This is a genomic window from Delftia sp. Lp-1, assembly GCF_020523835.1.
Taxonomy (GTDB): Bacteria; Pseudomonadota; Gammaproteobacteria; order Burkholderiales; family Burkholderiaceae_C; genus Comamonas; species Comamonas acidovorans.
Genome location: NZ_JAJALJ010000003.1, coordinates 547,498 through 560,570, shown reverse-complemented (window position 1 = coordinate 560,570; position 13,073 = coordinate 547,498). Strand labels below are relative to the sequence as shown.

Below are 13,073 nucleotides of genomic sequence, written 5' to 3'. Positions count from 1 at the left end.
CCCGTGGTGCAGTGATCAGGCGATCAGCTGCCTGTAGTCGCGCCGTGTCTGATCCGTCACCGAAGCAAGCACTTGCTCGAAGGGCGTCTTGTGCCGTGCGACCAGCCGCAGGGATGCCACGGCACGCGATTTGCAAAACCAATGACAGGTGTACTGCATGAGCAACAGCTCGGCCGTCATCGTGAAGGCGCGCGCACGGCGTTCATCCTCGTTGCGGCTGTCGGCCACGCGCACGGAGGCAATGCCGCGCGCATGCAGCTGCATGGCGTCGCGCAGATCGAAGGACGACGAGGGAAAGAGCCGGTCCAGATAGGGAAGCGCCACGGGCAGCGTGCTCACGCGCGTGAGCTGCGGATCGGCCGTGGCCATCTCCTTGGCAAAGCGCTGGAACTGCTCGGCCAGGTTGGCCTCGGTGTTGTCCAGCACGGTCCAGATCTGGGCACGGCGCTGCTCGTCGTTCTCACCCAGGGCGCGCAGATAGCCTTCGATCAGGCCGCCCATCAGCTTCTCGATCTGGAATCGCCCCAGATACTGGGCCAGCAGCAGGGTATGCCGGCGCTGTTGCTGCGTCTTGAGCAGGTAGATTGCGATGAAGACAATGATCGCCAGCGTGAAGAAGTCCATGAAAGCAGCAAGGGGGCCAAGGGTGCGAGAAGGCTTGAGTGTAGTCAGGCGCGGCCTGCCCGCGATTTTGGTGGGCATAGGCCTGCTGCTGGGCGGCTGTGCCAGCCGGGGGGCCGGTGGCGACGGGCTGGGCTATTACTGGCAAAGCCTGCGCGGGCAAATGCACCTGCTGCAGGCCAGCCGCCCGATTGACGACTGGCTGCAGGACGAGAACCTTGCGCCTGCACTGCGCGAGCGCCTGCTGTCGGCCCGGCGCATGCGCGCCTTTGCCGTGGAGCGCCTGGGCCTGCCCGACAACGCCAGCTACCGCCGCTATGCCGATCTGCAGCGGCCGTTTGCCGTATGGAACGTGGTGGCCGCGCCGCCCGACAGCCTGGAGCTGCACCGCTGGTGCTTTCCCGTGGCCGGCTGCGTGGGCTACCGGGGCTACTTTGCCGAGGCCGACGCCATGGCCCAGGCACGGCAACTGGCCGACCAGGGCCTGGAGTCCGGCAGCTACGGCGTGCCCGCCTATTCCACGCTGGGCTACCTGAACTGGCTGGGCGGCGATCCGCTGCTCAACACCTTCATCGGCTGGGGCGAGGGCGAGTTCGCCGGCCTGCTGTTCCACGAACTGGCCCACCAGGTGGTCTATGTGGCCGGCGACACGGCCTTCAACGAATCCTTTGCCACCACCGTGGAGCGCCTGGGCACGCCGCTGTGGCTGGCCACCGAGGCCGGCCCCGCCGCCCGCGCACGCTGGGATGCAGGCCAGCTGCGGCGCGCGCAGTGGCGGGCACTGACCGGCCACACGCGCCAGGCGCTGCAGCAGCTCTACCAGGACCCGCAGCAGCGCGGCCCCGCCATGCCGCAGGCCAAGGCGCAGATCTACCAGCAGTTCCGCAGCGACTACGCCGCGCTGCGCGCGCAATGGCGCAGCGCCGATGCAGCTCTGCTGACCACCGATGCACAGCGCCAGCTCTACGACCGCAACCAGGCGCGGCTGGACCAGTGGGTGGCCGATGCCAACAACGCCAGCTTTGGCGCGCTGGCCGCCTACGACGACTGGGTGCCTGCCTTCACCGCGCTGTGGAAGCAGTCGCAGACCCAGGCGTCGGCCCAGGCCGGCGGCGAGGCCGCCCAGGGCTGGCAGCGTTTCTATGCCGAGGTAGAGAAACTGGCCGCCCTGCCGGCCTTGCAGCGCAACACAAGGCTGTGCGGGCTCATGCCCGCCGATGCGCCCCTGCCGCCTGCCTGCGCCCCGGATCAGGACAGTGCGTCGGTATCCACGGACGGGTCGCATCCCGGCAACTGAATGCGGGCCAGCAGGCCGTTGGAACTGCCGGGCAGCGGCGACTGCAGCTCCAGGCTGCCACCATGCTGGGCCACGATCATGGACACGATGGACAGGCCCAGGCCGTAGCCCGGCGACGCCAGCTCCCGCACGGTGCCCTGGGGCAGGCGCAGGTCGTCCACATGGCGCACATGGCGCTCGCGCGCGGTGCTCAGCGCCGCCGCATCCATGCCCGGCCCCTCGTCGCGCACCTGGACGGTGCGGCTGTCGCAGACTTCGAGCAGCACCTCCGAGCCATCGCTGTAGCGCAGCGCGTTCTCCACCAGGTTGCGCAAGGCGATGGCCAGCGTGTCCACATCGCCCGCCACCGGCCCGCAGGGCTGCTCGGGCAGCACCACATCCAGCCGCAGCTGGGTGGATTCGTCCTGCTGCCAGAACTCGGAGGCCACCATGCTGGCCAGCGCGTCCAGCCGCACCTCGTCCTGCGCCAGCGCCGAGCCCGAGGCCGCGCGCGACAGCTGCAGCAGCTTTTCCGTGCGCTGGCGCAGCCGCTCCAGCGCCTCATAGGCCGCGCGTACATCGGTGTTGTCCACGCCCCTGTCCAGGGCCGTCTGCAGGCGCAGCGTGGCCACGGCCAGCGGCGTGCGCAGCTCGTGGGCCGCATTGGCAGCCATGGAGCGCTCCACCTGCAGCGCATGCGACAGGCGCTGCATCAGGTGGTTGATGCCCCGGCCCAGCCGCCACAGCTCGCGCGGCATGGCGTCCAGGTCCAGCGGCTCCAGGTTGGAGCCGCCGCGCTCGCTCAGCTGCAGCTGCATGTCGCGCAGCACGCGCAGGCGCCGCCGCGCGGTCACGCGCAGCGCCCAGCCCATGAGGGCGAGCATGACCAGCATCACCGAGCCCAGCGCCAGCAGCGCCCGCTGCAGCGCCTCGCTGCGCTCGACCATGGGATCGGCCAGCATCAGGAACAGCGGCTGCCGGGGATGGGCCACCACATAGATGCGCCAGCCCTCGCGCTCGTAGAAGCCCTCGCGCATGGGCACGGCAAAGGCTGCCACGGGGGCGGCCTGGGTGCGCAGCAGCACGTTGCCGCGGCCGTCCTGCAGCTGGTAGACCAGATCCTCGGCCTCGTCGCCCGGCTGCGAGGCCACATGCGGGCGCTGCACGCCCTCGCGCGAGTGGTCTTCCTGTTCCAGCTGGTGCACGGCCACCTCCAGCAGGCGGTGGCCGCTGTCGATCATTTCCTGGTCGAAGTTGTGGTGCACGATGTGGCTGACATACCAGGCCAGCGCCAGCACGCAGGCCAGCCAGACGGCGGCCAGGGCCAGTGTCAGCTCGCGGGCCAGCTGGTCGGCCAGACGCGGCGGCAGCGCCAGGCTGTAGCGCTGCGGCTCATCCATGCTCGATGGCCAGGCGGTAGCCGGTACCGCGCACGGTCAGGATGCGGTCGCGCCCGAGCTTGCGGCGCAGCCGGCTGATGAAGACTTCCAGCGTGTTGCTGTCGGCCTCGGCATCGAAGCCGTAGAGCGCATCGAGCAGATGCTCGCGCGCGTGCACACGCTGCGGCTGGGCCGTGAGCACGCGCAGCAGCGCCCATTCCTTGGGCGTGAGCAGCAGCGTGCGGCCCGCATCGCGCACCATTTCGCGGGCCAGGTCGATCTCCAGCGTGCCCATGCGCAGCACGGCGTCCTGCCCGGCCTGCATGCCGCCGCCGCGCCGGCTCACGGCGCGCAGGCGGGCCAGCAGTTCCTCGGGGTCGTAAGGCTTGACCAGATAATCGTCGGCCCCCGCGTCCAGCCCGCGGATGCGGTCGCTGACCTGGTCGCGTGCCGTGAGCACGATGGTGACGGGAGGCTGCTCCAGCCGGCGCAGCGTCGGCATGAGCGCCAGGCCGTCGCCGTCGGACAGGTGCAGGTCCAGCAGCACGGCCGCGTAGCTGGCACCGGCCAGGCAGGCGCGCGCCTGCGCCAGAGAAGGCACGCTGTCGATCAGAAAGGCCTTGGAGCGCAGATAGCTGCCCACCGCCTGGGCCAGTGCCTCATCGTCTTCGACCAGCAGGATTCGCATGGGAGGCTGGGCCTTCGCACATCAGGGTGTGCACCGGGTACGGGCGCAACAGAGGGGACGGGAGGGGTTCAAGCTGAACGGAGTCTGAACGCGGGGTTCAGATGTTCTTAAGCTGCGAATTCTACGCTCGCGGCCATGTCAGAACGCCTGCTCGCCCGCCCCCCCTTTGCCGGCTCCTCCGGCACCGGCCAAGCCCCGGCCCCATCTTCTGCCCAGCCTGCCCAGGCGGCCCCCGCCAGCCTCGCGGTGCGGCTGCGCACGGCCTGGAGCGCCCCGCGCTCGCCCCAGGCCGTGGCCCTGGTGCTGGCGCTGTGGCTGCTGGCCACCGCGAACTGGGCGCTGTGGCTGCGCCTGCCCCACCTCGAAGGCTATGACGGCAGCCTGGCCACCCTGGTGCTGCGCCTGCTGCCGCTGGGCCTGGGCGGCATCCTGCTGCTGCTGTCGCTGACGGCCTGGCCGCGCGGCATGAAACCGCTGTGGATCGCCCTGCCCTGGATTGCCGGCTCGGCCCAGTACTTCATGACCGCCTACGGCACGGTGATGGATGGCGGCATGATCAACAACATCCTGCAGACCGACCTGCGCGAAAGCAGCGACCTGTTCAACCCCCAGCTGCTGCTGCAGCTGCTGCTGGTGGCCGGCCTGCCCACGGCCTGGCTGCTGCGGCTGCGCATCATCCGCCCGCGCCGCAGCACTCAGACGGTGCTGCGCACGCTGGGGCTGCTGGCCGCCTCGGTGGTGCTGCTGGCGGCATCGGTCTTTGTCTCGTACCGCGAGCTGGCCCCCGTGATCCGCAACAACCTGTGGATGCGCCACATGCTCAACCCCGTGAGCCCCGTGCTGGCCTCGCTGGACGCGGTGCTCAAGCCCATCCTGCGGCCCAAGCGCCCGTTTGCCAGCATTGCGGCCGGCGCCACGCTGGGCGCCACCTATGCGGCCGAGCGCAAGCCGCCGCTGTTCGTCATCGTGGTGGGCGAGACGGCGCGCGCCGCCAACTGGGGCCTGAACGGCTATGCCCGCGACACCACGCCCGAGCTGGCCAGGCGCAAGGTGCTCAACTGGAGCAACGTGACCTCCTGCGGCACCAGCACGCGCGAATCCGTGCCCTGCATGTTCTCGCACCTGGGCCGCACGGGCTTCTACAAGAGCAAGGTGGACTACGACAACCTGGTGGACGTGCTGTACAACGCCGGCCTGGCCGTGCTGTGGGTGGACAACCAGGCCGGCTGCAAGGGCGTGTGCGAACGCATTCCCAACGCCAGCACGGCCGACCGCCTGAACACGCCCGACGGCAAGGCCCTGTGCTCCAGCGACGGCGAATGCCTGGACGGCATCCTGCTCAGCGGCATCGACGAACGCATCGCCGCCCTGCCGCGCGAGCGCCGCGAGCGCGGCGTGGTGCTGGTCATGCATGAGATGGGCAGCCACGGCCCGGCCTACTACAAGCGCTCCACGCCCGAGACCAAGGTCTTCCAGCCCGAATGCCTGACCAATGCGCTGTCCAGCTGCACGCGCGAGCAGGTGGTCAATGTCTACGACAACTCCATCCGCTACAACGACCATTTCCTGTCGCAGACCATCGACTGGCTGGCAAGCCAGCAGTCGCGCTACCAGACCGGCATGGTCTACATGTCGGACCATGGCGAGTCGCTGGGCGAGATGGGCATCTACCTGCACGGCATGCCCTACGCCATGGCGCCCGACGAGCAAAAGCACATTCCCATGATTGCCTGGCTGGGCAACCTGGGCGAGCGCACCGGCGTGTCCGAGCGCTGCGTGCGCGGCCAGCTGGACGCGCCGCTGTCGCACGACAACCTCTACCACACCACCCTGGGCCTGCTGGACGTGACCAGCCCCACCTACCAGAAGCCCCTGGACGCGCTGGCCGGCTGCCGCAGTTGAGCGGGCGGGGGCGCAGCCGCCGTTCAGCGCTGCTGCCAGAAGCCCCGGTGCGGCTCCAGCATCTCCTCGTGCAGCGCAGGCACCGGACCGATGACCTGCACGGCGCGCTGCCCGCGCGCGAAGACCTCGCGGCAAGGCAGGGACAGCGTGGGATTTTCGGGATGGTCGCCCGTCAGCGCCAGCAGCGCCGTTTCCTCGGCGCCGTAGAGCACGCGGCCTATGCCGGCCCAGTAGATGGTTCCGGCGCACATGGCGCAGGGCTCGAAGGTGGTGACCAGGGTGCACTGCGCCAGGTAGGCGCCCGGATAGTTGGCGGCGGCCGTGCGCGCCAGCGTGGACTCGGCATGGTTCACCGTGTCGATGTTGCCTTGCTCGGCCAGCACGGTCTCGCCGTCGGGCGCCAGCAGCAGCGCGCCAAAGGGGTGGCGGCCCATGGCCATGGCCCGCCCGGCCACGGCGCCTGCACGGCGCAGCTGGCGGGCGGCCTGTTCGTCGGTCAGGGGCGTCATGGGCGTCATGGGCGGTGTCGTCGTGGGTGCGGGCATCATGGCCGGATTCTCCTTCACTCGCCCTGCGAGCCGCGCCGGGCCCAGCCCGTGGTGCGCTTTTCGATGGCGCTGAACAGCTCGTACATCACCATGGCCATGGCGCCCACCACGATCAGGCCGGCAAAGGCCAGGCCCATCTGCATGGACGAGCCGGCCGACACCAGCAGGTAGCCGATGCCTTCGTTGGCCGCCGTCATCTCGCTGACCGTGGTGCCCACGAAGGCCAGCGTGATCGCCACCTTCAGCGAGCCGTAGAAGTAGGGCATGGAGCGCGGCAGGCCGACCTTGATCAGCACGTCCCAGCGCCGGGCGCCCAGCACGCGCAGCACATCCTCCAGCTCGGGCTCCAGCGTGGCCAGGCCGGTGGCGATGTTGACCATGATGGGAAAGAAGCTGATCAGGAAGGCCGTGAGGATGGCCGGTCCCGCGCCGATGCCGAACCAGACCACCAGGATGGGCACGAAGGCCGCCTTGGGCAAGGCGTTGAAGGCCGTCATCAGCGGATAGAACGCCGCATAGGCCAGGCGCGAGGAGCCGATCAGAAAGCCCAGCAGCACGCCCACCACGATGGCGATGCCAAAGCCCGCCATCGTCACCCAGTAGGTGCGCCAGGCGTGGGCGGCGATGATGCCGCTGAACTCGGCCAGCTGCCGGCCGATGGCCCAGGGGCTGGGGAAGATGAACTCCGAGACCTCGAAGGCCGAGCAGATGACCTGCCACAGCAGGATGACCGCCAGCAGCAGCACCCAGGGCGCCCAGCGTTCCGCATATTTCTTGTGCATGTGAATCTCCCCCGTTCTATTGTTGGATGGCCGCGCCGGTCTTGCGCATGGCGCCGATGTGGCCGCGCAGCTCGTGCACGATGTCGGTGAATTCGCGCGTGTAGGTCAGCTCCAGCTCGCGCGGGCGCGGCAGCTCGATGTCGCGGCGCACCACGAAGCGGCCCGGGCTCTTGCTCATCACGTACACGGTGTCGGCCAGGAAGACGCTCTCGCGCAGGTCGTGCGTGACCAGGATGACGTTGAAGCGCTGCTCGGCCTGCAGGTCGCGCAGCACGCACCACAGCTCCTCGCGCGTGAAGGCGTCGAGCGCGCCGAAGGGCTCGTCCAGCAGCAGCATCTGGGGCTCGTGGATCAGCGCGCGGCAGATGCTGGCGCGCTGCTGCATGCCGCCCGACAGCTGCCAGGGGTACTTGTCCTCGTAGCCGCCCAGGCCCACCTTCTGCAGCAGGGCGCGCGCACGCGCTTCGTACTCCTTGCGCTTTTGGCGGAACAGCGAGCGGTGCGGCTCCACGATCTCCAGCGGCAGCAGCACGTTGTCCACCGTGGTGCGCCAGGGCAGCAGCGACGGCGCCTGGAAGGCCATGCCCGAGATCTTCAGCGGCCCGGTCACGCGCTCGCCGTTGACCATGACGCGGCCCATGGAGGGCATCTTCAGCCCCGTGGTCAGCTTCATGAAGGTGGACTTGCCGCAGCCCGAGGGGCCGACGATGGCGATGAACTCGCCGCGCCGCACCTGCAGGTCGATGGCCTCGACCGCGAAGTGGTTGGCGCGCAGCAGCTCCTCGTTGTAGGCAAGCCAGACGTCGCGGAACTCGACGAAGAAGGCGTCGTCATCGCCGTGGGATGTGGAGGAATTCATGGCAGGCAGCAGGCAAGGGCCGGCGCGTCGCCCGCTGGCGCACGCGCACGGTGTCAATCACTTTGTCGTCACTTCTTGGGCAGGATGTTCAGCTCGGCCGCAGACGGCAGGAAGCTGCCGTTCCAGACCTCGGCCGGGTTCACGCGCGTCTTGGTGGCGTAGACATCGGAGACCTGCGATGCCATCAGCGACAGCCGCGTGGGCACGACCTGGCCAAAGCCCTCGGCACGCGCGTCGGCGCTGTTGACCACGGTGTCGATGGCCAGTTGCAGGCGGCGCGTCTCCAGCTGGGTGTTGACGATGCCGTCGCGCTCCTTCACGTAGGCAATGGCCGCGCCCGGGTTGGCGATGACTTCCTTGGCCCCCTTGGCGAAGGCCTGCAGGAAGGCCTTGATGGCGGCCGGGTTCTCCTTGATCAGCTTCGGGCTGGCGATGATGGCGTTGCCGTACAGCTTCACGCCGAAGTCCGCATAGGGCATGACCACCACGTCGGCGGCCTTGATGCCGCGCGCCTCCAGGTTCAGCAGCGAGGTGAAGGTGAAGCCCGTGATGGCATCCACATCGCCGCGCACCAGCATGGTCTCGCGCAGCGGCGGGTCCATGGCCGTCCACTGCACGGTGCCGACCTGGTTGGCCTTGGCGAACAGCGGGAAGGCGCGGCGGCCCGCATCGAAAACGGGCGCGCCCAGCTTCTTGCCGGTGAGGTCGGCCGTCTTGGCGATGCCGCTTTTCTTGAGCGCCATCACCGAGGCCGGCGTGTTGTTGTAGACCATCATCACGGCCACGGGCTTGTTGGGCATGTCCGGGTTGTTGGCCTGGAACTCCATCAGCGCCGCGATGTCGGCAAAGCCCAGGTCATAGGCGCCCGAGGCCACGCGCTGCACCACGCCGCCCGAGCCGCTGCCGGCATCGACCGTGACATCCAGGCCCGCGTCCTTGAAGTAGCCCTTGGCCACCGGCTGCAGGAAGAAGGCGGCCGGCCCCTCGAAGCGCCAGTCCAGCTGGAACTTCAGCGGCGTGGCCGCGTGGGCCTGTGTATGGGCCGTTGCCAGGCCCGCGCTGGCGGACAGGGCCAGGACGGTGTGCAGGAACAGTCGTTTTTGCATGGTGGGCTTCCTCTCTGATGGTCAAAAGAAACGGGGGGGCCGGAACGGGGCCGGGTCAGCTTTTCCAGGCGCCCTGGTGCGAAGCGGCGGCCTCGCCGATCAGCGCCGGGCCTATGCATTCGATGGCGTGTGACGAGGCGGCGAACACATCGCGGCAGGACAGCTCGGCATCCTTCTGGTCCAGGCGCTCGCCGCGGAATTCGCGCAGGCGCACGGCATCTATGCCGTAGACCACGCGGCCTATGGCCGACCAGAAGATGGCGCCCGCGCACATCACGCAGGGCTCGGCCGATGAATACAAGGTGGCTGCGGACAGCGCCTCGCGGTCATGCAAGGGGCTGGCCAGGCGGATGGCCGACAGCTCGGCATGGGCCGTGCAGTCGCCGCTCTCGCCATTGGCGTTGGAGGCCTCGGCGAGCACGCGGCCATCGGCGGCAACGATGAGCGCGCCGAAAGGGCGGTTGCCGCGCTTGCGCGCGCGGTCGGCCATGGCGATGGCGCGGCGCAGGTACAGGCCGTCGCGCTCGTCGAGCGAGGCCTCAAGGGGCAGTGAAACGGTGGCGTGGTCCATGTGCGATCCCTCAGGCCTTGGCCATGCGCGCGGCCAGCGGCGGCAGCAGGCTGCGGTTGAACAGCGCATCGGCCGACACGGGCGCCTTGAGGCCGAAGGCCTGGCTGACCTGCTCGGCCTGGCGGGCCAGCAGCTGCGGGTCGATGTCGCCCAGGCCGTGGCGCTGCGTATCGGGCGCGGCCAGGTATTGCGAGGTGATGGCCCAGCGCGCCAGTTCCAGCTTTTCATCCAGGATGGGCTCGCGCTGGCGCACGGCGGCCACGGCCAGCGCGGGCTGGGCCAGGCATTCGATGAGGGCACGGTTGCTGGCGCGCAGGAATCCCGCCACCAGCGCCGGCTGCTCGGCCACCAGCGCGCTGGAAGCCAGGATGGCGTTGCCATACAGCTGCACGCCTGCATCGGTATAGCGCAGCACCGACAGCTCCTCTGGCTTGATGCGTGCGAACAGCGACACGGCCGAGTCATGGAAATAGGTGGCCGCATCCACATCGCCGCGCACCACCACGTTGTCGCGCGCCGAGAACTCCGTCGTGGTCCAGGCGAACAGGTCGGCCGGCAGGTTCTGGCGCTGCGCAACCAGGGGCCAGACGCGACGCGTGGACTCCACGGCGGCGGCGGCCACCTTCTTGCCCTTGAGGCTGGCGAACTCGCCCGTGATGCCCCGGTCCTTGCGGCCGATGATGGCGAACGGCGCGCGGTTGTAGTACTGGTAGACGGCCTGCACACGCGCCGCGCCCGCGTTCTGCGCGTTGAACTCGATCAGCGAGCTGATGTCGCCCAGGCCCAGCTGGTAGGCGCCGCTGGCCACCCGCGTGATGGATGCCACCGAGCCCGAGCCCACGTCGATGCTCACGTCCAGCCCCTCGTCGCGGTAGTAGCCCTTTTGCAGCGCCACGAAAAAGGGCGCGGTCTGCGAGGTCACGCGAAAGTCCAGCGTGAACTTCAGCGGTGTCAGCGCCTTGCCCTGGGCGAAGGCACCGGGCATCACGGCACTGGCAGCGGGAAGGGCGGCGGCGGCAAGGAAATGGCGGCGTTGCATGGTGGAACTCTCAGTCGCTATCAACATGGGGACCGGCCGCTGGCATGGGACCGGGCGGCTGGCGTGACATGAGCAATTTCCGGGCAACGCGCACTGGGCGCGTGCTGAACGCTTCTACTCAACGATGCTTGTATGCAAAGTGCGTACCACCCCCTGAGTCGCTTCGCGCCTTCCCCCTCTCTCGCTGCGCGGGAGGGGGACGACACCCTCGGTGCGGGGCGGCCCTTCCTTGGTGTCTCTGAGTGGGGCCGCGCCAGTTTCAAGCGCTGCGGGCATGCATCACCTTGGTGCACCGCCAGCTAGATGTGGGGCAACAACACGATTTCGGCTGACAGCTGCACCACGATGGAACGCGCGCAGCGACGAACCGGCCTGCGCGGGCTGGCGCGCTGTTTGCTTGGGTGGTTGGCAAGAGTAGAAGCGTTCAGCTTGCCGGCCTGTGCCGGCGCGGGTCATTGCTCTTGAAGCGGGTGCGGGAGCGGCGTGGCTGCGACCTGTGCCCTGTCAGCCACTTCAAGAGCGACGGGCGGGATCGGTGTCTTTTTGCGCCGGCCGCTGCGTGCCTTGCCACTGCCTTTGCGGCAAAGGAAACAGACCATGAACATGCTTGCCAACCCCACCCTGACTTCGGCACCGGCTTCAGATTACGCCTTGGGTGAACTCGCCAAGGAGGCCCGCATGGGCGGCCAGGGGCAGGAGACGCGCGCACGGGAGGTGCGGGTGATCGATATCTCCGACTTTGACCGCCGCAAGGCCGAGATTGCCGATGCGATCTGGCAGGCCTCGGTGGAGATCGGCTTCTTCCAGGTGTCGGGCCACGGCATTCCCCAGCCCGATATCGATGCGGCCTTCGAGCGTGCCGAGCAGTTGTTCGCGCTGCCGCGCGAGGTGAAGGCGCAGTGGCCGCTGTCGCGCAATGCGGGCTGGGAGCACAAGGCGCAGATCCGGCCTTCCACGCGCACGCCCGACCAGAAGGAGTCCTACCAGATGACGCGCCCGCGCATGGCCGGCCTGTGGCCCACGGAGCAGGAGCTGCCGGGCTTTCAGCAGGCCACGCTGGGCTTCGAGCGCCAGTGCTGGCAGGTGGGCATGCAGCTGCTGTCGTGCTTTGCGCACAAGCTGGGCTTTGATGCGGACTTCTTCACGCGCGCCCACGACCCTTCGGTGCCCGCCTACCAGAGCACGCTGCGCATGCTGCACTACTTCGCGGTCGATCCCGCGCTCAAGGACGAGCTGGGCCTGTGGCGCGCAGGCGCCCACACCGACTTCGACTGCCTGACCCTGCTGTTCCAGCGCGCAGGCCAGGGCGGCCTGCAGGTGCTGCCGGGCAAGGAGATGCAAGGCCAGCAATGGACGCCCGTGGACCCGGTGGAAGGCGTGATCACCTGCAACATCGGCGACATGCTCACGCGCTGGAGCGACGACCAGCTGCCCAGCAACTTCCACCGCGTGCGCAATCCCCTGCCCCATGAATACCAGGGCGCGCGCTACAGCCTGGCCTTCTTCTGCCAGGCCAACGAGGACGCGGTGATCGAGGGCCCGCAAAAGAAGTACCCGCCGATCACGGGCGCGGAATATCTGCGCCAGCGCATCAGCGCCAACTTCTCGAACAAATATTGATCCCCCTGAGCGGCTGCGCCGCTTCCCGTTGCACGGCGCCCCCTGAGGGGGACGACACCCTCGGTGCGGGGCGGCGCGGCCGGCGTAGGCCCTTCCTCGGTATCCCTGGGTTGGAGATGCGCCAGTTTCCAGCGCTCCACTCTTTGACATAGTGTGGTGTGGCCTGGCCGGAAACGACAAGGCCCCGGATTCCGGGGCCTTGTCTGTGTCTGCGATCGGTGGTGGTGTTGATCAGCGCAGCGACTCGATCAGGTCGATGTACTGCTGCTTGGCGTCATCGGCCGAGGTGTCCTTGAGCTTTTCCCAGGCGTCCCACTTGGCGCGGCCGACCATGTCGGTGAAGCTGGGCTTCTTGGCCTCGTTGTCGCCTTCGGTGGCCTGCTTGTACAGCGCGTAGAGCTTGAGCAGCGTGGCGTTGTCGGGGCGCTCGCTGATCGAGGTGGAGTTCTTGACGGCGGCCTCGAAGGCGGCGTTCAGATCGGACATGGCGGGTCTCCTGGTGGGCGGTTCGTGTAGCGGCACAGTGTAGCCAAAAAAGCAGGAATTTAGAACGACCGTGCTTTTTTCACCATCAACCGCACCGAGACCGGCCACGCCGCCCCTATGCCGCCCCTATGCCGCCCCTATGCCGCCCCTATGCCGCCCCTATGCCGCCCCTATGCCGCCCCTATGCCGCCCCTAT

The 13,073-nt window shown here is 68.5% G+C and carries 13 protein-coding genes; 3 read left to right on the top strand and 10 right to left on the bottom strand.

The features are described from left to right. Positions 1-15 precede the first annotated feature (15 nt). Positions 16-624, bottom strand: a complete 609-nt coding sequence (locus LGR64_RS23535; RefSeq protein WP_088165946.1) for a hypothetical protein — start codon at positions 622-624, stop codon at positions 16-18. 22 nt (positions 625-646) lie between these two features. Between LGR64_RS23535 and LGR64_RS23530 the strand changes: the two genes are divergently transcribed. Next, positions 647-1,918 (top strand): aminopeptidase, encoded by a 1,272-nt coding sequence (locus LGR64_RS23530; RefSeq protein ID WP_141830567.1) that lies wholly within the window; start codon positions 647-649, stop codon positions 1,916-1,918. On the opposite strand, the gene LGR64_RS23525 is transcribed toward LGR64_RS23530, so the two are convergent. Together LGR64_RS23525 and LGR64_RS23520 are read right to left on the bottom strand one after the other, a co-directional pair. Beyond that, on the bottom strand, positions 1,870-3,297 hold the full coding sequence (locus LGR64_RS23525; RefSeq protein ID WP_034390079.1) for an ATP-binding protein: 1,428 nt from the start codon (positions 3,295-3,297) through the stop codon (positions 1,870-1,872). The two genes, LGR64_RS23530 and LGR64_RS23525, sit on opposite strands and share 49 nt — an antisense overlap. Beyond that, positions 3,290-3,964 carry a response regulator gene (locus LGR64_RS23520; RefSeq protein ID WP_141830569.1) on the bottom strand — a complete coding sequence of 225 codons (675 nt, stop codon included), beginning with the start codon at positions 3,962-3,964 and terminating at the stop codon, positions 3,290-3,292. Before LGR64_RS23520 ends, LGR64_RS23525 begins: the two co-directional genes overlap by 8 nt. A 135-nt stretch (positions 3,965-4,099) precedes the next feature. Here LGR64_RS23520 and LGR64_RS23515 point away from each other — a divergent pair, with 135 nt between their 5' ends. Beyond that, the gene (locus LGR64_RS23515) at positions 4,100-5,866 is read left to right on the top strand and encodes a phosphoethanolamine transferase (RefSeq protein WP_141830571.1); all 1,767 of its coding nucleotides are present in this window, start codon (positions 4,100-4,102) and stop codon (positions 5,864-5,866) included. A gap of 23 nt (positions 5,867-5,889) precedes the next feature. Here the strand turns inward: LGR64_RS23515 and LGR64_RS23510 are convergent, their stop codons facing one another. The 6 genes from LGR64_RS23510 to LGR64_RS23485 all read right to left on the bottom strand — a co-directional run bounded on the left by LGR64_RS23510 (position 5,890) and on the right by LGR64_RS23485 (position 10,771). Next, positions 5,890-6,414 (bottom strand): nucleoside deaminase, encoded by a 525-nt coding sequence (locus LGR64_RS23510; RefSeq protein WP_141830574.1) that lies wholly within the window; start codon positions 6,412-6,414, stop codon positions 5,890-5,892. 14 nt (positions 6,415-6,428) lie between these two features. Beyond that, on the bottom strand, positions 6,429-7,196 hold the full coding sequence (locus LGR64_RS23505) for an ABC transporter permease (RefSeq protein ID WP_012203071.1): 768 nt from the start codon (positions 7,194-7,196) through the stop codon (positions 6,429-6,431). Positions 7,197-7,212: 16 nt separating this feature from the next. After that, complete coding sequence (locus tag LGR64_RS23500; RefSeq protein WP_012203070.1) at positions 7,213-8,055, bottom strand: ABC transporter ATP-binding protein; 843 nt, start codon at positions 8,053-8,055, stop codon at positions 7,213-7,215. 68 nt (positions 8,056-8,123) lie between these two features. After that, entirely contained in the window at positions 8,124-9,161 is a 1,038-nt protein-coding gene (locus LGR64_RS23495) for an ABC transporter substrate-binding protein (protein ID WP_043825805.1), read from the bottom strand. A gap of 55 nt (positions 9,162-9,216) precedes the next feature. After that, positions 9,217-9,732, bottom strand: coding sequence for a nucleoside deaminase (locus tag LGR64_RS23490; RefSeq protein WP_034390074.1), 516 nt, complete (start codon positions 9,730-9,732; stop codon positions 9,217-9,219). A 10-nt stretch (positions 9,733-9,742) separates the two neighbouring features. Further along, the gene (locus LGR64_RS23485; protein WP_016446613.1) at positions 9,743-10,771 is read right to left on the bottom strand and encodes an ABC transporter substrate-binding protein; all 1,029 of its coding nucleotides are present in this window, start codon (positions 10,769-10,771) and stop codon (positions 9,743-9,745) included. Positions 10,772-11,368: 597 nt separating this feature from the next. Between LGR64_RS23485 and LGR64_RS23480 the strand changes: the two genes are divergently transcribed. Next, complete coding sequence (locus LGR64_RS23480; protein ID WP_141830577.1) at positions 11,369-12,391, top strand: isopenicillin N synthase family dioxygenase; 1,023 nt, start codon at positions 11,369-11,371, stop codon at positions 12,389-12,391. A gap of 231 nt (positions 12,392-12,622) precedes the next feature. On the opposite strand, the gene LGR64_RS23475 is transcribed toward LGR64_RS23480, so the two are convergent. Continuing rightward, on the bottom strand, positions 12,623-12,877 hold the full coding sequence (locus LGR64_RS23475) for an acyl-CoA-binding protein (RefSeq protein ID WP_012203065.1): 255 nt from the start codon (positions 12,875-12,877) through the stop codon (positions 12,623-12,625). Positions 12,878-13,073 lie beyond the last annotated feature (196 nt).